This window comes from Kribbella sp. NPDC002412 (assembly GCF_053592935.1).
In genome coordinates this window covers 32,660-53,296 of the sequence record NZ_JBSFBL010000038.1, presented here as the reverse complement: position 1 = coordinate 53,296, position 20,637 = coordinate 32,660, and the positions used below count along the sequence as shown (strand labels likewise).

13 protein-coding genes are annotated in these 20,637 nt (G+C 68.7%); 8 read left to right on the top strand and 5 right to left on the bottom strand.

The genetic code is table 11. From position 1 onward, the window contains the following. The first annotated feature begins 9 nt into the window (after positions 1 to 9). Entirely contained in the window at positions 10 to 1,440 is a 1,431-nt protein-coding gene (locus ACWCOV_RS27420) for a M12 family metallo-peptidase (RefSeq protein ID WP_449832181.1), read from the top strand. Positions 1,441 to 1,523: 83 nt separating this feature from the next. Continuing rightward, complete coding sequence (locus ACWCOV_RS27415; protein ID WP_449832180.1) at positions 1,524 to 1,700, top strand: hypothetical protein; 177 nt, start codon at positions 1,524 to 1,526, stop codon at positions 1,698 to 1,700. A 110-nt stretch (positions 1,701 to 1,810) separates the two neighbouring features. Here the strand turns inward: ACWCOV_RS27415 and ACWCOV_RS27410 are convergent, their stop codons facing one another. Continuing rightward, the gene (locus tag ACWCOV_RS27410) at positions 1,811 to 2,995 is read right to left on the bottom strand and encodes a M20 metallopeptidase family protein (RefSeq protein WP_449832179.1); all 1,185 of its coding nucleotides are present in this window, start codon (positions 2,993 to 2,995) and stop codon (positions 1,811 to 1,813) included. A gap of 89 nt (positions 2,996 to 3,084) precedes the next feature. On the opposite strand from ACWCOV_RS27410, the gene ACWCOV_RS27405 reads away from it, so the two are divergent. Further along, complete coding sequence (locus ACWCOV_RS27405) at positions 3,085 to 4,254, top strand: M48 family metalloprotease (RefSeq protein ID WP_449832178.1); 1,170 nt, start codon at positions 3,085 to 3,087, stop codon at positions 4,252 to 4,254. Further along, positions 4,251 to 10,265: an AAA domain-containing protein gene (locus tag ACWCOV_RS27400; RefSeq protein WP_449832177.1), complete on the top strand. Its 6,015-nt coding sequence runs from the start codon at positions 4,251 to 4,253 to the stop codon at positions 10,263 to 10,265. The genes ACWCOV_RS27405 and ACWCOV_RS27400 overlap by 4 nt, the downstream gene beginning before the upstream one ends. A 446-nt stretch (positions 10,266 to 10,711) precedes the next feature. Here ACWCOV_RS27400 and ACWCOV_RS27395 read toward each other — a convergent pair whose 3' ends face one another. The 4 genes from ACWCOV_RS27395 to ACWCOV_RS27380 form a co-directional block, all read right to left on the bottom strand. Next, entirely contained in the window at positions 10,712 to 11,872 is a 1,161-nt protein-coding gene (locus ACWCOV_RS27395) for a hypothetical protein (protein ID WP_449832176.1), read from the bottom strand. Between the two features lie 409 nt (positions 11,873 to 12,281). After that, complete coding sequence (locus ACWCOV_RS27390; RefSeq protein WP_449832175.1) at positions 12,282 to 13,112, bottom strand: DUF72 domain-containing protein; 831 nt, start codon at positions 13,110 to 13,112, stop codon at positions 12,282 to 12,284. A gap of 66 nt (positions 13,113 to 13,178) precedes the next feature. After that, a complete protein-coding gene (locus tag ACWCOV_RS27385) occupies positions 13,179 to 14,258 on the bottom strand; it encodes an inositol-3-phosphate synthase (protein WP_360513878.1) in 1,080 nt (359 codons plus the stop codon). Next, positions 14,255 to 14,839 carry a helix-turn-helix transcriptional regulator gene (locus ACWCOV_RS27380; RefSeq protein WP_396351408.1) on the bottom strand — a complete coding sequence of 195 codons (585 nt, stop codon included), beginning with the start codon at positions 14,837 to 14,839 and terminating at the stop codon, positions 14,255 to 14,257. Before ACWCOV_RS27380 ends, ACWCOV_RS27385 begins: the two co-directional genes overlap by 4 nt. A 216-nt stretch (positions 14,840 to 15,055) precedes the next feature. Here ACWCOV_RS27380 and ACWCOV_RS27375 point away from each other — a divergent pair, with 216 nt between their 5' ends. The 4 genes from ACWCOV_RS27375 (at position 15,056) to ACWCOV_RS27360 (ending at position 20,595) form a co-directional block, all read left to right on the top strand. Next, a complete protein-coding gene (locus ACWCOV_RS27375; protein ID WP_449832174.1) occupies positions 15,056 to 16,543 on the top strand; it encodes a short-chain fatty acid transporter in 1,488 nt (495 codons plus the stop codon). Positions 16,544 to 16,703: 160 nt separating this feature from the next. Beyond that, positions 16,704 to 18,932, top strand: a complete 2,229-nt coding sequence (locus tag ACWCOV_RS27370) for a transglycosylase domain-containing protein (protein ID WP_449832173.1) — start codon at positions 16,704 to 16,706, stop codon at positions 18,930 to 18,932. A 103-nt stretch (positions 18,933 to 19,035) separates the two neighbouring features. After that, positions 19,036 to 20,253 carry a mannosyltransferase family protein gene (locus tag ACWCOV_RS27365; RefSeq protein WP_449832172.1) on the top strand — a complete coding sequence of 406 codons (1,218 nt, stop codon included), beginning with the start codon at positions 19,036 to 19,038 and terminating at the stop codon, positions 20,251 to 20,253. Positions 20,254 to 20,301: 48 nt separating this feature from the next. After that, a complete protein-coding gene (locus tag ACWCOV_RS27360; RefSeq protein WP_449832171.1) occupies positions 20,302 to 20,595 on the top strand; it encodes a hypothetical protein in 294 nt (97 codons plus the stop codon). The last annotated feature ends 42 nt before the right edge of the window (positions 20,596 to 20,637 follow it).

The following is a 20,637-nucleotide window of genomic DNA, read 5'->3' as shown; positions in this document are numbered from 1 at the left end:
GACCCCCTAATGCACACCCGTTTCCGCCGCACCGGCGCCCTGGTCGGCGCCGGAGCCGTTGTCTTCGGCGCGCTGGCCGTAGTCGCCGGCAACCAGGCCGACGCCCAGCAGCCGGTCCCCACCCCGATCGACCAGCTCCTCGGTCAGGAGCTGCAAGGCAAGGCCGCGCTCGGCAAGGTCCAGTCCCGGCTCGCCGAGCTGTCCGAGCGCAACGGCATCCCCGCCCCGAAGCTGCAGCAGATCCTGGCCACCGACAAGACCGCTTGGCTGGACAAGGAGGGCACGCTCTTCTACCGCGAGCCCGTCGCCGGCACCCAGAAGGCGTCGGCCGCGTCCCCGCGCTGGGCCACCAAGGCGGTCGCCGCCGCGACCGGCCCGGCGTTCGAGCTGCACAGCAAGCCAGGCTCGAACCGGGTCATCTACTTGGACTTCACCGGTCACACCATCACCGGTACGGCGTGGAACACCAACGGCAAGCCTTCCACCGTCAACGTCACGCCGTACGACACGAACGGGAGCCCGAGCACCTGGAGTACGGCTGAGCAGGACGTCGTACGCGATGTCTGGGCCCGGGTTGCCGAGGACTACGCGCCGTTCGACGTGGACGTCACCACGCAGGAGCCGGCCGCGTCCGCGATCACCCGGTCCGGCGGCTCCGACCAGCAGTACGGCACCCGGGTCCTGATCGACCCGACCACTTGGTACCAGTCCGGCTGTGGCTGCGGCGGTGTCGCTTACGTCGGCGTGTACGACAACAGCAGCAACCACTCGTACTACCAGCCCGCCCTGGTCTTCACCAAGGGTGTCGGCACGGGTGCCAAGAACATCGCCGAGGCGGCGTCGCACGAGGCCGGCCACAACATCGGCCTGAGCCACGACGGCACGTCGTCCGTCGGCTACTACCAGGGTCACGGCGCCTGGGCGCCCATCATGGGCGTCGGCTACTCCAAGGCGATCAGCCAGTGGAGCAAGGGCGAGTACACCGGCGCCAACAACAAGGAAGACGACTTCGTGGTGGCCGGCCAGAACGGCCTGGCGCTGCGGGCCGACGACCACGGCAACGGTACGAGTGACGCCACTGCACTCACCCTCGGCACCAGCGTGAGCGGTGTGTACGCCAACGACTCGGACGTCGACACGTTCCGGATCGACCTGTCTGCCGGGACCTTCACCTTCGCGGCGAACGCGGCCGCCTCCGGCGCCGACCTGGACATCAAGCTGCAACTGCTGAACTCGGCTGGCACCGTGCTGGCCACCGCCGACCCGGCCGCGGGCCAGACGAACGCGTCGACTCCGACCGGCCTGAGCGCGAGCCTCAGCCGGCAGGTCACCGCGGGGCGGTACTACCTCCGGATCGAGAACACCGGCTACGGCAGCCCGCTGAACACCGGCTACTCGACGTACGGCAGCCGCGGCGCCTACACGGTCCGCGTCAGCTGACACACCTGAACTGCCCGGGGCCGCCGTTCCCACCGAGATCGACGGCCCCGGGTCCTGGTGGGGGATTCTGTGAGGAGATTCCGTTGCGTTCCCGTCTTGTCGAGGTTGCTGCCAACAACACCGAGTACGGCGACACCGATCTGTACCGCGTCGACGTCAGTGCTGCCGGCAACTACACCGTGACCGCGAGTGTTACCAGCGATCTCCAGCCGGGTACGTACTACTGCGGGTCGACAACGTCGGCTACGGCGACCTGCTGAGCACCGGCTACTCCACCTACGGCAGCCGTGGGGCCTACAGCCTCACCGTCGCGCCGTCCTGATCCCTGCGGCTGGCCGGCCTCTGGCGGGCCGGCCAGCCGTCAGGTCAATCAGCTCGGGATGAGGTGCGTGGTGGCCAGGTGCGCCAGGGCGGCGGCTTGGTCGGCCAGTACGGCGTCGTCGAAGCGGACCACGCTGGAGTGGTTCGACGGCCCGTCCTCGCCGACGTCGTCCGGGCGCGCGCCCAGCATCACGAACGTCCCGGGCACCTCTGCCAGGACCATCGAGAAGTCCTCCGACCCCATCAGCGGGTTGTCGAACGGCGGCACCCGGTCCGCGCCGAACAACTGGGTCAGTTGCTCGGTGGTGTGCGCCGTACGCGCGGCATTGTTGATCGTCACCGGGTACTGCAGGGCGAAGTCGGCCTCGACCGTGCAACCGTGGGCCGCGGCGATCCCCTGAGCCAACGCCGGCAGGTCGCGCGACAGCTGGTCGAACGTCTCGTGCGACAGGGTGCGCACGGTGGCGCCGAGCCGGGCCGTGTTCGGGATGACGTTGACCGCGACCCCGGCCGCGAGCTGGGTCACGGTGATCACCACCGGATCGAACACGTTCACCTTGCGCGTCGCGTACGTCTGCAACGCCAGCACGAGCTCCGCCACCACCGGCACCGGGTCCACGGTCGTGTACGGCGACGAGCCGTGCCCGCCCTTGCCGTGCACGGTGATGTGCAACTGGTTCGAGCCGGCCATCATCGTCCCCGGCCGGGTCTGGAAGAGCCCCTTCGCAGCCTGCGACCAGACGTGGATCGCGTACGCCGCGATCGGCTTGTCCCCGGTCGCCTGCAGCAGCCCCTCCCGGAGCATGTAGCCCGCACCGCCCAGGCCCTCCTCGCCAGGCTGGAACATGAAGAGCACGTTGCCCTCCAGCTCCTCGCGCCGCGCACTCAGCAGCCGCGCCGCACCGACCAGGCCGGCGGTGTGCAGGTCGTGGCCGCACGCATGCATGCTCCCGTTGGTGGACGCGTACTCGAGGTCCGTCTCCTCGACCACGGGCAGCGCGTCCATGTCGCCGCGCAACAACACCGTGGGCCCTGGACGACCACCGCGCAGTACGCCGACCACCGATGTCAGCTCGGTGCCGGTGCTGATCTCCAGCGGCAGCCCGGCCAGCGCGTCCAGCACCATCGCCTGCGTCTTCGGCAGGTCGAGCCCGACCTCCGGAATCCGGTGCAACTCCCGCCGCAGCTCGACAAGCCCCGGTCCGATCGCGGCGGCTTCCTCGACCAGGTTCATCAAGCAACTCCTTCGAACGGGCGACGTCCCGTCACCGTACCCGCCGCCATCGAGCGGCTTTCGTCGGTGGGCGTGGTTACTGTGGCGGAATGCTGTCGCCTCTGGGCTACCACCGGGCCGTGCTGGCGTACGTACGCCGCGTGGACGAGCGTGCCTGGACGGCTCTCCGGGGCGGGCCGGTTGGCCGGCTGGACGACGTACTGCTGCGGAACGCTTACCGACTGGAGAAGGCGGTGCATCCCGAGGTCCATGAGGCGGGCCGACGCGCGGCCGAAGCCTTGGGAGTGGATGCGGAGCTCGAGTTCTTCCAGGTGAACGGGGAGCCCAACGCCCACTACGTGCACCAAGCGGGTACGGCGGTTGTCGTCTTCGAGGGATCGTTGCTGGAGAAGCTGGACCAGGACGACCTGACCGCGGTGATGGGACACGAGTTGGCGCACCGGGTGCTGTGGAACACCGACGACGGCGACTATCTCGCAGTGGACCGGTTGCTGGACGCGGCGGCCGGTGACGCGCGCACACCACAGCAGTACCTCGAGACGCATCGGCGGTGGAGCCTGGCGACCGAGCTGTTCGCCGACCGTGGCGCGCTCACGGCCTGCGGCGACCTCAGCCTGACGATCCGCGCGCTCCTCAAGCTCCAGACCGGTCTCAGCACCGCCGACCCGGACGCCTACCTGCGGCAGGCGGACGAGCTCGATCTCAGCACCGGGAGCCGTGGCACCTCGCATCCCGAGGGCGTCGCCCGCGCGTGGGCGTTGAAGAACTGGCTCGCCGGCGACGACATGGAGTCGCTGATCACCGGTCCGCTCGACATCGACGCGCCGGACCTCCTCGACTCGGTCCTGCTGCGCGACCTGAGCCGGGAGTTCGCGGCGTCGATCGCCCACACCTCGGGTCTGCGCACGGATGCGGTCGCGACCTTCGCGGCAGGATTCTCGGATCCGCCGGGTCCGCTCGGCGTACCGGCGTCCGCGATGCCTCGGTTCGACGAGCCGCTGGCGGTCCGGCCGATCGACGGCGCACCGCTGCCCCGACCACGACCGCTGGCCGACGCCACCAAGCGGTACCTCTGCTACCTGCTGCTGGACCTGGCGACCGCCGACCCGGACACCGGCGATGCCGGATTGGTCGCCTCGATGGTAATCGCCCGTCGCGCCGGCCTGACGGCGTACGACGATCTGGCCGACGACGAGCTCGGCTGGAGCGACAAGCGCCGGGCGAAGCTGGCCAAGGCCGCGGACGAGGTGGTCGGATGAGCGCCGAGGACCTGGTCGCCCTGGCGGTCTCGCAGGGCGGGCTCGGCAACGACGCCCTGCTGGCCGCGGTGCTGCCGCTCTTCCACGCGACGGCTGCGGTGCATGAGCGCGGACTGGTCGCGCCGCTGCGCGGACTCGGCCGGCTCACGGTCGACGAGCAGGCCCGGCTCGGCTTCGACCCGTCCTTGGCCGGCCGCCCAGTGCTCGACGAGCCGGCGCTGGCGGAGCGGGAAGGTCCGCGGGCGAGTGCGGTCGAGGTGGTCGCGCACCGGCAGTCCGATGTCGACCTCGGTGCGAGCGGTAGCCGGCCGCGGACCACGGTGGTCGAGCCGGTTGCGGCGGCCATCACCGCGCCGGTGCATGTCGCCGGGTGGCAGAGCTGGGAGCACGTGGTCGGCCATCACGACCAGCTCACCGACATCTTCAGCCTCGGCCAGCTGCTGATCGGGCTCGGCTGCGGTCTCGACCTGTCCCGAACTCCTGACGTGGCCCGCCTGATCGATGCGCGAGGCAACCTTCACGCCCTCGACCCGGCCCTGCATCCGGTGATCGTCTCGGTCGCCGCCCGGATGGCCGAGCCGGACCGTCACCGGCGCGCGCAGGACCTGCGGTCCCTGATCGAGCAGTTGGAGAACTACCGCGACCAGCCGCTCGACTTCGACGTTGGGGCGATCACGCAGGGCGTGGCAGACCGCCGTACTGCGGTGCTTCGGGCGTTGCGTGACCGGCTGTTCGACCTGTCCCGGCGCAACCGGCTGATCAACTTCCGGCCGACCGCGCAGACGCTGAACCTCACCGAGGTGTCGGTCCCGCTGATGCTCGACGTGCGGACCATCCGCCCCGACCAGCTGTTCACCTGGCGCGACGATCTCGGCGCATCGCTGCTCGGCAAGCCGCAGCCGCTCGGGCGCTGGATCCGGTACGACGAGGCGCCGTACGCCGCTTTGTCGCTCGACAAGTTGATCGCGACCGCCCGACGGGATCGGGCGGAGTACGGCCAGGACCAGCTGCGGCTGGTGCCGGCGTTCCTGCGCTGGCACGACCTGAAGAACGATCCGCAGACCAGGCTCGCCTCCCCGCTGGTGCTGGCGAAGGTCGAGCTGGTGAAGAAGCGCGGCGTCCGGGACTCGTACACGCTGCGCATCACCGACCCGGTCGCCGAGATCAACCCAACGCTGCGGCACCACCTGCACCAGTTGTACGGGATCAACCTGCCGGAGTACGTCGACCTCGCCGAGCCGGGCGCTCTGGCGACACTGCACGCGCAGCTTGCGCAGGAGATCCGGTCGACCGAGCCGGGGCTGCAGCTGCACCTGCGGGAGAAGCCGCGGATCGACCTGGTCCGGCAGCGGGCGATGGTGAAGCTGCGGAACTACCGCCGCCGGCAGCACGGCAACGCCGAGCATGAGTTCGGTGGGCGGCAGTACGCCTACTCGTACCGGCGGACCGACTACCAGCCGCTGGGAGTGCAGATCTTCCGCGCTCAGCTCGCTGCTCCGGAGCTTCCGCTCGGCATCACCCTCGGCGGCGAGCCGCGGCGACCGGCGGCGATCGAGACCGACACGTACACCCTCGACACCGAGGGCGGTCCGTACTCCTGGGACGTCGACCTGTGCGCGGTGGCCCTGGCGAACTTCAACTACCGGACCCTCGGCCTCGTCCGGGACTACGACGAGCTCCTCGCGACCGGGACGTCGTGCCCGTCGTTCGACCAACTGTTCTCCGACCGGCCACGCCCGATCAGCAGCCCGCCCCCGGAGCTCCCGGTCGCCGAGCGCCAGTTGGTCGTCCCCGCCGACGGCTCCCAGGTCGCGGCCATCGCGCGGGCCCAGCGCGGCGAGAGCTTCGTCATCCAAGGCCCGCCCGGCACCGGCAAGTCCCAAACGATCACCAACATGATCGCGGACTTCGTAGCCCGCGGTCAGCGCGTCCTGTTCGTCTGCCAGAAACGCGCCGCCCTGGACGTAGTCCACGCCCGCCTCGCCAGCCGCCGCCTGGACGACCTGTGCACCCTCATCCACGACTCCCAGGCCGACAAGAAAGCCTTCATCCACAGCCTCCGCGAAACCTACGAGTCCTGGCTCACCGCCACCGACGACCTACCCCACCTCACCACCCGCCGCACCGAACTGATCACCCGCATCAACCACCTCCTCACCACAGTCACCACCCACGAACAAACCCTGGAATCCGGCCACCCCCCACTCCGAACCCTCCTAACCGCCCTAATCCACCACCGCCCCCACCCCACCTCCGCCTCGTCCCCCGCCCCAACGTCACCCGTCGGCCCGACCTCACCCCCCGCACCCGCTTCACCCACCGCGTCGGGCACGCCCACCTCGTCCCCCGCGCCCGCCGCCTTCGCCCACCTCGACGGTGAACGGCACCTGATTCCGTCGCCAGTTGACTGGTGGTCCGCGCGGGCGATCGTCCGCAAGCTCGCCCAGGACCTGGCATCCGCCGACCCCACCTCAGCCGGAATCCTCGCCCGCACCCCACTCGCCTACATCACCCCCACCCGCTGGTCCGACCCCGCGATACCCGACCAAGCCCGCGCCCTACAGCCCACCTGGACAGCCGTAGCCACCGCCCTAACCACCTCCGGCATCCCCAACCCCTCGCAGCCGTCCGGTATCACCGAGCAGGACAACAGCCGAACGGTCGAACAGCACACCGGCTGGACGGTCAAGCAGGCCAGGGCTCTCGGCGAACTGGGCCGCGTGATCAGCCCCCTCGCCGACCGCAACCTCGCCGACGCCATCGACCCCCGCTCATCCACCGCACAGCGCCTGAACGCCTCAGCCGCCGACCGCGAACGCCTGATCGCCACCGAACGCTCAGCCTGGGAAGAAGCATCCGGCTGGAGCGAACCGCTGACCCCCACCGACGCCCGCTCAGCCCTGAAGCTTGCCCAAAGCAAAGAAGGAACCATCTTCGCCTTCCTCAGCAGCGACTGGCGCCGACTGAAATCCCTGGTCAACACCCGCTTCGACATCACCACCCGAGCAGTCCGCCCGACAATCGTCGAACTACTCACCGACCTCGTCGCCGCCCACGACGCAACCGCCGCCGTACACCAACACGCCGAGCAAACCCAACGCGAGTGGGGCGCGGCCGACCCACGCCACCTGGTCACCCGCCTCACCGCCACCCGCAACGACCCGCACCTCGACGACTGGCGGCTCGCCCTGCAGGACGATGCTCCTGCTGCCCTCACCCGCATCGCCGACACCCTCGACCGAGCCGAGGCATCCACCTCCGGACTGCTCGCACCGGAGTACGAGGACCTCACCATCCCCGCCGTACGCGACCTGATCGACAACCTCGCCTCCGCCGAACCGATCCTGCGGTTCGTAGGCCCGGCCCTGCAGGACCTCGCGACCACGCCGGAGTCCGTCCAAACCGCGGTGCGACAACTCACCGCGACCCCAGACCAACTCGAGTACGCCGTCTGCGCAGCCGAATGGGACCGCATCCGATCCGCCGCCCCGCTGCAACTCTCCTCAACACGAGTCAACGCGATCGTCGGCGAACTGAGCCTCCTCTACGACGAACTCACCACCCTGAACGCCGACATCGTCGTCGCCCAGGTACGTCGCCGCTTCCTGACCGAACTCGCCCACTCCGAACTCAGCGTCAGCGGAATGTCCCCCGAGGACCGCGCCCGCAAGAAGACCTTCGCCACCGGCCGCCGCGAACTGGAACACGAGTTCGGCAAGGTCATGCGCTACCGCTCCATCCGCGACCTGGCCTCCGGCGCCCCCGGCACAGTCGTCTCCCTACTCCGCCCCGTCTGGCTCATGAGCCCGTCCTCGGTCTCCGACACCCTCCCCCTCACAACCTCCTTCGACGTAGTCATCTACGACGAAGCCAGCCAAATCCCCGTAGAAGAAGCCATCCCCGCCCTACACCGAGCCCCCCAACTCATCGTCGTAGGCGACCAAATGCAACTCCCTCCCACCCAATACTTCCAACCCCGCACCACCCCCCACCCCCTCCCCACCCGACCAACCCCCACCCCCCAAACCCCCAGCCCCACTCACGCCACGCACACTCCCGCCACCACCGACCCCGGACCCGCCGCAGCCGGTGTCACCCTTCCGAGACCCCACACCCCCGGCGCCATAAAAGCCACGCCCGACGCTCCCGGCACCAAGCCGCCCGCGCCCCGCACCTTCAACCCACAAGACCCCGCAGTTGATGGTGTGGATGAGTTCGAGGATGACGGGGTTGCCGAGCAGGTGGGGATCGCGTTGACCGAGGACAGCTTCCTCTCGATCAGCGCGTTGAGGCTGGCGTCGACGATGTTGACCTGGCACTACCGCAGTCGCTCCGAGGCACTGATCTCCTTCAGCAACTCGGCCTTCTACCAGGGACGCCTAGCAACCGTGCCCGATCGGCTTCCCCCGCACATCGCACCACCGTGGACGCTGCGTTCGGACGCACCCGCAGTGGCCGAGGTGTGCGACGGCCTGCTCGCCGGCAGCATCACCGCTGTCCGGCTCGTCGACGGTGTCTACGTGCGCCGTACCAACCCCGCCGAGGCGCAATGGATCGCCGGCCTGGTACGTGAACTGCTCGGACGCCGGACCGGCAAGAGCATCGGCATCGTCGCGTTCTCCGAGGCCCAGCAGGGCGAGATCGAACGCGCACTGGACGAACTGGCGGAGGCGGACCCGGCGTTCGCCGCGCTGTACGAGGCCGAGCAGGTCCGTACGCACGGCGAACAGGACATCAGCCTGTTCGTGAAGAACCTGGAGAACGTCCAGGGCGACGAACGTGACATCGTGCTGATGAGCGTCTGCTACGCCGCCGGCCCGGACGGCCGCATGCTGATGAACTTCGGCCCGATCAACACCGCCGGCGGAGAGAAGCGCCTCAACGTCATCTTCAGCCGCGCCCGCGAACACATGGTCGTCGTCAGCAGCATCGAACCCGACGCCATCACCAACACCTACAACGACGGCGCCAACACCCTCCGCCGCTTCCTCACCTACGCCACCGCCATCTCCCAAGGCAACCCCACCGCCGCCAAAGCAACCCTCTCCACCTATCCCCAAGCCCACCCCATCGCGACGAACAAACCCGCCGATCCCAGCGCAACCGCCGCCGTCGGCGGAACACCGGACGCGCCCGGCGATCGCCGCACAGGAGTTGTTGCTCCCGGCGCGGAAACCCACGCCGCTGAATCTGCAGCGTCGAGCGCCGGGCAGCTAGATGCAAGCCCCGGCCTCGATCGCCACGCTGTGACAGGTCGAGACAGAGCCCCGGGTGCGGCCGATGCCGGTGCGGATACTGCTGCCTCGGGTGGCGGGGAGTTTGGGGCCGGCGCCGGTGTTCATGGCGTGCAGGGTGTGGCCGACGAGGGTGGTGCTGGGTCGGGCGCTGGTGCTGATGCGGGCATCCGTGCCGGTGGATCTGTTGTGTCGGGTGGTGGCGAGCGAGATGCAGGTGACGGCCTCGACCGCGGCGGTGTGCCCGGTCGAGGCGGGGAGCCTGGTGCGGGCGACGGCGGTGTGGGTCCGGCTGCGTCGGGTGGCGGGGAGTTTGGTGCGGATGCTGGCTTCCGTGGTGTGCGGGGTGATGACTCTCGGGGTGTGTCAGCTCGGCAAGGAACTCAGGCGTCGCCGGCGGCCAGCGGTCGTGGTGTGGGTGCCGTTGGGTCGGGCGCGGGTGTTGGCAGCGGGGTGGGTGGGGGTGTGGTTGAGCAGTTGCGGTGGGCGTTGGAGGGGCGGGGGGTTGTGGTGGAGACAGGTGTGGGGGAGTCGGTGTTTCGGTGTGATCTGGCGTTGAAGCTGCCTGGTGATGTTGGGTATCGGGTTGCGGTCCTCGTTGACACTCCGGAACGGGTCAAGGCCGACACGTTGCTCGAGCGGCTGACCACGCACCCGAGAGCTCTGACCGCCACCGGTTGGCGAGTTCACCACGTACTCACCACCGACTGGACCCGAGCCCCCAACACCGTCGTGGACCAACTAGTCGACGCCCTCCACCGCCCGACCGACACCTAACAACACCGCAGACACCGCCATCCCGCAGCACCACCTGGTGGAGTGTCTGCGGTGTGGCGCGGGTTTGTGTGGTTCGTGAGTTCCCGCGCCACACCTGTTCGGCTGGTGGCTCCGCGCCGCGGTTTCGGTGCCGCAGACAACGGCGCCACTTGTCTGCGGGCTGGTGGGCCGACGGTGGCGCGAAGGGCGGTCTTGGTGCCGCGTGGGTGAGTTCCTGTGGCTGGTCGGGCCCCTGATCCTCGGCGTCGCCCAAGGGCGGACTGGTACGGCGTGGGGCGCCATGCCGCATGGCGTGTGCGCGGTGCGGGTGGTGGGTTGGTGCGGGTTGCGTGACGGGTGGGGGTGGTGGGTTGGGGCGGTGGGTAGGCGCGGGGTGGGTCCTGTTGGTGGGGCGGCTGGGTGGGCGGGTGTGGAGGGTGGGCGCTCGCCGTACGCGTGGAAGGCGGTTAGCGGGTTAGGGCTTGGGAGGTTGGGGTTCGGCGGGGTGGTGGGGAGGGTGATGTGGGGGTGGTGGTTTGGGTGGGTGTTGGGGGAGTCAGGCCGGTGAGGGCTGTGTAGAAGGCGTGCGGGGTTGATTGGCGTGGGGCCAGGCGTGAGGGGGCGGTTGGAGGCTGGGTGGGCGTCGGTGCGGATGCGGGTGGGGTCTCGGTGGTTGGTGGAGGCGCCGAGGTCGGCGTGGACGCGGTGGTTGGGGTGGGAGCTGTGGGGGATGCGGGGGTGGGGGTGGGGTCTGGTGTGGGGGTTGGGGCGGGGAGGGTGCAGGCGGAGGGGTGGGGGGTGTGGGCGGATTCGGCGTTGGTTAGTTCGGTTTGGAGGTGGATTAGGAGGCGGGCTGTGGTGGAGCGGGAGCGGGCGGCGGCGTGGCCGGGTGGGTGGAGTTCGTAGGTGTCCAGGTGGGAGAGGGCTTCGCGGAGAAGGAGTTCCAGGCGGTTGCGGGTGGTGGTGGCTTCGGTGGGGGTGTCCAGGTCGGGTAGGCGGGTTGAGTTGTAGAGGAGGCTGATGAGGAGGGGGAACTGGCCTTCGGCGGTTTGGCGGTTGAGGGTGTTGAGGACTTCGCCTTGGTCGAGGCCGGCTCGGGTTTCCAGGTCGGTGGTGAGGATGCGGATGGCCGGGACGAAGGCTGGGTAGTAGCCGGTGGACTGGACGTCGTGGATGCCGGGGGCAACTTCGTCGACTCCTAGGCGGATCAGGAACTCGTCGAGGTTGTCCTGGGCCCAGGCTTCGGCGACGCCTTCCTCTAGTTGGCGGCCGCCGGGCTGGACGAAGGCGCCCCGTGCCGCCTCCTGACTTGCGCCGGCTGGGCCCAGGAAGTGGGCGTGTTCGTGGAGGAGGGTGGCCAGGGCTTCGCGGTAGCTGATGAGGGCGGTGACCGGTTGTTCTTGGCCTGCACGCTCGTACATCTGGCGTAGTGGGTCGAGGATGCCGTCGCCGAGGTAGAGGGTGCCGTCCCAGTGGGCGAGGCCGAGGACGCCGTCGGTGGTTTCGACGATCTCACCGTTCCAGGCGGACTGGTCGGCGCCGGAGATCGCGACCGCCGCGGGCGCACTGCGGGCGAGCAAGTCGTCGAGTGAGGTGGCCGCGTGGGAGGCGACCAGGGTCGCGGTCACGGCTGGTGGGCCGTGGCGAGGCGGATCAGGGAGTCCGCGGATCTCTGGAGATTCGCTCGCTCGTGGGGGTTGTCGGTGGCGGCTGCGAGCCGCCGCAGCTCTGTGACCAGCCAGTCGGCCCGGGCACGCCGCTCCGCCGGCGTCGAGCGAGGCGAGGACGGCGTCGAGTGATGTGACGCTCCGGTCGAGCGGGCCGGGGCCGGGGTCGTGTGGTGCGGTGTCGAGGTCGTGCCGACGGGTACTGCGGTCGAGTGGGGCGGGGCTGGGGTCGGGACGGCCGACGCTGGGGTCGCGGTGGTTGGGGTGGGGTGTGAGTGGTCCATGTGTTCTCCCGAGGTGTGGTGTCGGCGGGGAACATATGGAGATTTGGGCCGGTCTCAGCGGTGAAGTTGTTGGTTGTGGATAACTCTTAGAAGAGCGTGGGAGGTTCGAGCTCGATCGGCTCGGGGAGTGGGGGGAGGGCGGGGAGGTGGGTTCGGATGGTGGTGTGGAAGTGGCGGGCCAGGTTGAGGGACTCCGCGTTGTCGGGGGTGTGGAGGAAGATCGTGGGGGAGCGGCCTTCGGTGAGCCAGGTGATGACCAGCTCGACCAGGTACTGCCAGCCGGCGATGGTTTCCTCGACCGAGTCCCGGCCGATGTAGCGGACCATCGGGAAGCCGGTGAGGGCTTGGGTGCGGCGGGCTACGCGGGGCTTCTTCATCCAGGCGTCGCGTTCGGCGTAACTGGTGGGGCGTTTGCTGAACAGGGTGCCGGTGTCGAAGGGGATCCATTCGGCGCCAGCACGCGCCAACACCTGTTCAAGGTTGCCGGCCGCACGGTCGTCGTCGAAGAAGGCACGGTGGCGGACCTCGACGGCGTAGCGGTGGTCGCGGGGTGCCTGGTGCAGGAAGGCTGCGAGGGCGCCGAGGTCGGTGGGAGAGAAGGCGGCCGGGAGCTGGATCCAAACCGCGTGGTTGCGGGGGCCGAGTGGCTCGATCGCGTCCAGGAATGAACGGAGCTCGGCGGCGACGTTCGTGAGGCGGCGTTCGTGGGTGATGAGTTGGGGCAGCTTCACCACGAAACGGAAGTCGGGCGGGGTCTGGGCAGCCCACGAGGCGACCGACGAGGGCGATGGAGTCGCGTAGAAGGTGGTGTTGCTCTCGACCGCGTTGCACCAGGACGCGTAGGCCTGCAGCTTCGAGCGAGGCGGCTGCGGCCAGGCAGGATGCGTCCACTGCGCACAACCCACATGCAGCCGCATGCAGGCCAACCTATAGAACAGCCCCGCAGCCGGACCAAGCCGACTGCGGGGCCAACTACAGCTGGATCAGCGCTCGACCTCGCCGCGGATGAACTTCTCCACCAGGTCGCGGCAGACGTCGTCGGCGTACTGCTCCGGCGGCGACTTCATGAAGTACGACGACGCCGACAGGATCGGCCCGCCGATGCCGCGGTCCTTCGCGATCTTCGCGGCCCGGATGGCGTCGATGATGATGCCGGCCGAGTTCGGCGAGTCCCAGACCTCGAGCTTGTACTCCAGCGACAGCGGGACGTCGCCGAAGTTGCGGCCCTCGAGCCGGATGAACGCCCACTTGCGGTCGTCCAGCCAGGCCACGTAGTCGGACGGGCCGATGTGCACGTTGCGGTCGTCGATCTCGTCGCGAAGCTGCGAGGTGACGGACTGGGTCTTGCTGATCTTCTTGGACTCCAGCCGCTCCCGCTCGAGCATGTTCTTGAAGTCCATGTTGCCGCCGACGTTCAGCTGGTAGGTCCGGTCGACGGTGACGCCGCGGTCCTCGAACAGCTTGGTCAGCACCCGGTGCGTGATGGTCGCGCCGATCTGCGACTTGATGTCGTCGCCGACGATCGGCACGCCGGCCGCGGTGAACTTGTCCGCCCACTCCTTGGTGCCGGCGATGAACACCGGCAGCGCGTTCACGAACGCGACACCCGCGTCGATCGCGCACTGGGCGTAGAACTTCGCCGCCTGCTCGGAGCCGACCGGGAGGTAGCAGACCAGTACGTCGACCTGGGCCTCACGCAACGCCGCGACGACGTCGACGGGCGACGCGTCGGACTCGGTGATGGTCTCGCGGTAGTACTTGCCGAGGCCGTCGAGGGTGTGACCGCGCTGGACGGTGACGCCGGTCGGCGGCACGTCGCAGATCTTGATCGTGTTGTTCTCGCTGGCGCCGATCGCGTCGGCGAGGTCCAGGCCGACCTTCTTGCCGTCGACGTCGAAAGCCGCGACGAACTGCACGTCCTTGACGTGGTAGTCGCCGAACACGACGTGCATCAGACCGGGGACGCGCTCCGCGGGCTTCGCGTCCCGGTAGTAGTGCACGCCCTGGACGAGCGAGCTGGCGCAGTTGCCGACGCCGACGATCGCTACGCGGATCGAGGTCATCTGGGATCTCCTTGGGTAGGCGGGTGGTGCTGGTCAGGGGGCCGCTGTTGCCGCCGCTCGCCGTCGATCAGTTCGTTCAGCCAGCGGACCTCGCGCTCGGCCGACTCCAGGCCGTGCCGTTGCAGCTCGAGGGTGTAGGCGTCCATCCGCTCCGCGGTCCGGCTCATCGCTGCCCGGAAGTTGGCCAGCCGCTCCTCCATCCGGGCCCGGCGGCCCTCGAGGATGCGCAACCGGGTGGCCGGATCGGTCCGGCCGAAGAACGAGAACCGGACGCCGAACGTGTCGTCCTCCCACGCCGACGGACCGGCGTCGTGCATCGCGTGCGCGAAGTAGTCCTTGCCGTCGGCGGTGATCGTGTAGACGATCTTGGGCCTGCGACCGGACTCCGGCGTGCCGGAGTCGGCCGTGATCAGGCCGTTGCGGAGCATCGCCTTCAAACACGGGTAGAGCGAGCCGAACGACAGCACGCGTCCCCAGCCGAACTGGGCGTTGACGCGCTTGCGGAGCTCGTAGCCGTGCATCGGCGCTTCATGCAGCAGACCGAGTACGGCGAGTTCCAGGACCCCACTGCGGTTTCCCATGACCCCACCTCCCTCGGTCTAGTTTGTCATGACCTGATGTATCGACTCGATACATCGTGCCGCCACTGTAAGCAGAACCGAGAGCTGTGGACAAGACCTGACAAAGTCGCCGTATGTCACCTTCCTCACGGCTACACGCCGAGAAACCTGTTACGTCAGTCGACGATCTGCGTTAATCAGTCGACACACAGCGTTGTGGTCCAGGAGCGGAGGGTCATGGCCGACAGCCATGCGAAGCACGCGAAGCACGAGCTCGAGAGCGAGGGCCCGCTGGCCCGGACCGCGCTGCGGTTCACCGCCTTCACCGAGAAGTGGCTGCCCGACGCGTTCGGGTTCGTCCTGGTCGGCACCTTCGTGGTGCTGGCCTTCGGGCTGGTCACCGGGGAGCCGCTGCTGAAACGCCCGGACGATCCGGCGGCGACCAAGGGCTACGGCATGGTCGACGCCTGGGGCCTCGGCTTCTGGTCGCTGATCACGTTCACCCTCCAGATGGCGATGATCATCATCGGTGGGTACGCCGTCGCGACGAGCGGACCGGTCGCCCGGTTGATCACCCGGTTGGCGCGCCTCCCCAGGACACCCCGGTCCGCGGTCGCCTTCGTCGCCGCGGTCGCGATGCTGGCGTCGTACCTGAACTGGGCGTTCAGCCTGATCTTCGCCGCGATCCTCGCGCGCGAGGTGGCCCGCAACGTGCCGAAGGCCGACTACCGCGCGCTGGGGGCGATGGCGTTCCTGGGTCTGGGCACGGTGTGGGCGCAGGGGCTGTCGGGCTCGGCCGCGTTGCAGGTGGCGAGCGCGAGCAGCAGTCCGGCGCCGGTGCAGGAGGTCATCAAGGAGGGCGGCCGCGCGAGCGGGCTGATCCCGCTCAGCGACACCATCTTCACCTGGCAGGCACTGCTTGCGACCCTCCTCGTGTACGCGGTCGGCGTCGCGATGGCGTGGTTCATCGCACCCGGCGAGGACAACGCGCGGACCGCGGAGCACCTCGGCATCGAACTGAAACCGCTCATCGGCCGCGGGTCGGCGTACAACGGCCAACGGGAGAACGGCGAGACGCGCAGGCCCGGGGACTGGCTCGAGCACTCGCCGCTGTTCAGCCTGCTGATCGTGCTGCTCGGGGTGGTGTACCTGATCCGCTACTTCAGCGGGAAGAGCTTCTTCAACGCGCTCGACCTGAACACGGTCAACCTGATCCTGTTCCTGCTCGCGCTGCTGCTGCACTGGCGGCCGTGGCGGATGGCCCGGGCGGTCCGCGACGGCGCTCCGGCGGCGGCCGGCGTACTCCTGCAGTTCCCTTTGTACGGCGGCATCTTCGGCATGATCGCGTACACCGGCATCTCCGCTCGGCTGGCCGGTTGGTTGGTGCAGGCAAGCAACCAGTTCCTGTTCCCGCCGCTGGTCGCGATCTACTCCTGCATCCTCGGCATCTTCGTGCCCAGTGGCGGCAGCAAGTGGGTGATCGAGGCGCCGTACGTGCTGCAGGCCGCGAACGAGCTCAAGGTCGACGCCGGCTGGATGGTGGTCGTCTACGACCTCGGCGAGGCGAGCGCGAACCTGCTGCAACCGTTCTGGATGCTGCCGACGCTGGCCATCCTCGGCATGAAGGCCCGCGACATCATGGGCTACACCTTCACCATGTTCCTGGCGTGCTTCCCCGCCGCCCTGATCGCCGTGACTTTGCTCGCACCGCACGTCACGGGGTAATCGCTTGCCAACGGCTCCGGCAGAACTTGGTAAGGCTCTGCCCGCCCGACTCGCGGCTGACCGGGTGGGTTGTTAGCATCCGGAGCGGATTCGGGGCCGTTACCACACCCACCGTAGTCTGTGGGGCAATGACTTCCGCGAGATCGTCGAGGATTGCACTGTGAGTGAAGCTCGTAGAAAGGCCGTACCCGTCCGGCGCAAGAAACACTGGGCGCTCCGGGTCGGCGGCTGGCTCCTCGCTCTGTTCTTCGTCGGAGTGATCGGATCGGTCGCCGCTTTCTTCATCGTCTACCAGTCGACGACGATCCCCGACGTCAACAAGGAGTTCCAGACCAACACCACCACGGTGTACTTCGCCGACGGCAAGAACGAGATCGGCCAGTTCTACGAGCAGAACCGCCGGTCGGTGCCGCTGGCCCAGATCCCGAAGCACGTCCAGGACTCGGTGATCGCCGCCGAGGACCGGACCTTCTGGACCAACCCGGGCATCTCGCCGACGGGCATGGTCCGGGCGGCGGTCAACATCGCCCGGGGTGAGCAGCTCCAGGGTGGCTCGACGCTGACGCAGCAGTACGTGAAGATCATGTACCTGACCCAGGAGCGCACGGCGTCGCGGAAGTTCAAGGAACTGTTCATCGCGACCAAGCTGAGCCGCTCCGAGGACAAGAAGAGCATCCTCGAGGGCTACATGAACACCATCTACTACGGTGAGGGCGCGTACGGCGTCGCCGCTGCCGGCCAGGCGTACTTCAGCGTGAAGGAACCGAAGGACCTGACCGTCCCACAGGCGGCGCTGCTCGCCACCGTCCTCAACAACCCGACCGTCTTCGACCCGGACGACACGTCCCCGGCGACGCAGAAGCGCATCCTCGGCCGGTACCAGTACGTGCTGGACGGGATGCGCCAGATGGGCACGATCACCGACGCGCAGTACGCCCAGTACAGCAAGGCCATTCCGAAGCTCAAGAAGCCGGAGAAGAGCAGCCGGTTCAAGGGGCCGAAGGGCTTCCTGCTGGACATGGTCCGCAAGGAGCTGGTGAAGCAGGGGTTCGACGACGACGAGATCGTCGGCGGCGGTTTGAAGATCTACACCACGATCGACCGGAAGGCGCAGGAGGCAGCGGCCCGCGCCGTCTTCAGCAAGAAGCAGCCCGGCAAGTCGACCGACCTGCACATCGGTCTCGCTTCGGTGCGGCCGCAGACCGGTGAGCTCGTGGCCGTGATCGGCGGTCCGGACTACCTGAAGAGTCAGATCAACTGGGCGACGGCCAAGGCCAGACCCGGTTCGTCGTTCAAGCCGTTCGCGGTGGCCGCGGCACTGAAGGACGGCAAGACTCTCGAGGACACCTTCGAGGGCGACGGGCCGATCGAGATCCGCGGCGGCAAGTACGACAACGAGTTCGGCGAGGACTACGGCCGGGTGAGCCTGCTGTCCGCGACCGAGCAGTCGATCAACACCGCGTTCTACGACCTGGTGGACCGGCAGATGGAGAACGGTCCGGAGAAGGTCAGCGAGGTCGCCGAAGCCGCGGGCATCCCGACGATCCCCAAGGCCGACCGCGACGCGCCCGCGCTGGTGCTCGGCCCGAACGCCTACGCGTCACCGGTGGACATGGCCGGCGCCTACTCCGTCTTCGCGAACGAGGGCAAGCGGACCCCGGTGCACATGATCAAAGAGGTGCGCGACTCGAAGAACGTGGTCGAGTTCTCCGCGAAGTCGAAGTACAAGGAAGTCCCCGCGCTCGACCCGGACATCGCGAACACGACGAGCTACGCGCTGCAGCAGGTCGTCGAGGACCGCAAGGGCACCGGCCGGAAGGCGCAGGAGATCGACCGCCCGGCGGCCGGCAAGACCGGGACCGCCGGTGGTATGTCCATCGACCACCGCCGCGCGAACGAGAAGTGCAAGTGCGAGAAGTTCGAGGAAGGCGACGACACCCTGACCTCGTGGTGGGTCGGGTACACGCCACAGCTGTCCACCGCCGTGCTCTACCGGGCCGGCAAGGAGGGTGAGTCCGACCTCGACGCGTACACCGACGAGAACGCGTTCTTCGGTGGTGACTTCCCGGCGCAGACCTGGGTGGACTACATGACCGACGCGATGGAGGGTCAGCCGGTCGAGGAGTTCCCGGAGCCGTCCGACGACAACATGGGTACGCCGACCCCGACGTACACCCCGTCCAAGACGCCGACGAACACGCCGACCAACACTCCGCCGAGCACGCCGCCGACGTCGTCGAACACGCCCTCGAACACGCCGACGAGAACTCCGACCCGGACGCCGACGAAGACCAAGCCGACCAAGACGCCGGCCTGGCCGCCGATACCCACCGGTGGACCGTCGACCGATCCGACCGCGACACCGGAGCAACCCGGCGAAGGACAATAGCTCTGACCGGCGGCACCCACCCGGGTGCCGCCGGTTGCTTTCTCCATGGGGCACCATGGGGTCGTGAGTCGGGCTCGGGTGGGTTTCTGGGGGTGGGTCGTCGGTGTTTGAGCGGGCGGCCGATGAGCAACGACCCGAGAAGCCGGGCGGGCCCGAGAAGACGGGCCGGGCGCGGCGGGCTCGGGTCGAGGGCGTGCGCTGGCAACGGTGGATGCCGACCGCGATGACGCGGGAAGTGCTCGGGTGGTGGCTGGTCACCCGGGCCGCGCTGTTCCTGCTGGCCATCTCGGCGCCGCTGCTGTTCAACCGGGGCAAGGACTACCCGAACGTCTGGCGGGCCTGGCTGCAGTGGGACGTCTGGCACCTGAACGCGGTCGCCGAGTTCGGCTACGCGAACGGCGAGCCGTCCGGGGCGCCGCTGGCCGCGTTCTTCCCCGGCTTCCCGGCGCTGGTCCGGCTGGTGAGCTACACCGGGATCGGATACGTTGCCGCGGGCATCGTCGTGTCCGCGGTCGCCAGTGCCTTCGCCGCCGTCTCCCTCGCGCGACTGGCGCAGTACGAGTTTCCCCAGCTGAAGGACCTCGGCCCGACCACGGCGCTGGTCTGGTTCGCCGCGCCGGTCGGCGTGTTCCTTGCCGCCGGCTACACCGAGGCGCTGTTCTGCGCGTTCGCGTTCCCGGCCTGGCTGGCCGCGCGGCAGGGCCGGTGGGCCCGGGCCGCGATCCTGGTCGCGATGGCGTCGACGGTCCGTGTGTCCGGGATCTTCCTGGCGTTCGCGCTGCTGGTCGAGTTCGTCACCTCGAAGAAGCGGGACTGGCTGTCACTGCCGTGGCTGGCGTTGCCGGCCGTCCCGGTGCTCGGCTTCATGGCGTACCTGAAGCAGATCCACGGCTCGTGGTTCGCCTGGCAGGAGGCGCAGGAGAAGGGCTGGGCGCGCGAGTTCACCTGGCCGTGGACCTCCATCTGGCACACCATCGAGGCCGCCAGCAGGGGCCACTTCGCCGCCGAGCGCAGCGACTGGACCTGGATGTTCCGGGCTGAGATGGTCACTCTGGTGATCGGCCTGGTGTTGCTCGCGTGGCTGGTCTGGCGCCGCTCCTGGGGTGAGGCCGCCTGGGTCGCCGCCACGGTCGGCGCGTTCTGCACGTCGTTCTGGATCTACTCACTCACCCGGGCGACCCTCCTGTGGTGGCCGCTCTGGATCGGCCTGGCCGTCCTCGTCCGGCGAAAACGCTGGCTCGGCCGCCTCTACCTGGCCCTGGCCATACCCCTGGCCGCGATCTGGGCCGCCGGCTTCTTCACCGGCCGCTGGACCGGCTGAGTAGTTTCACTCAGGTACGGCGGGTGGGCCCTCGCCTAGCGTGATGGCATGGACACCCGGTTGCTCGGCAGGAGCTTGCTGCAGGCGGTGTTGACCGGCCTGCTGGCCGCATTCGCGTACGAGTTGATGGTGCGCACCGGCGCTCCGTTGTGCGCGCCGTCGGCGAATCACTGCGTGGTCGACCTGCTGGGCGACCTGTTCACCGTGCAGATCGGCGGTCTGGCGATGGCGCTCGCGCTGCCGGTGTTCGCCCGGCGAGCGGGTCTCGGCTGGCCCGCCACGGTCGCGGCCGGCGCGGCAGTGGTTGCGCTCAACCTCGCCTGGTTCACCGTCGTCACCTGACTTGATGTCCGGCATGTGGACATTTTGGGCCCAAGGCAACCC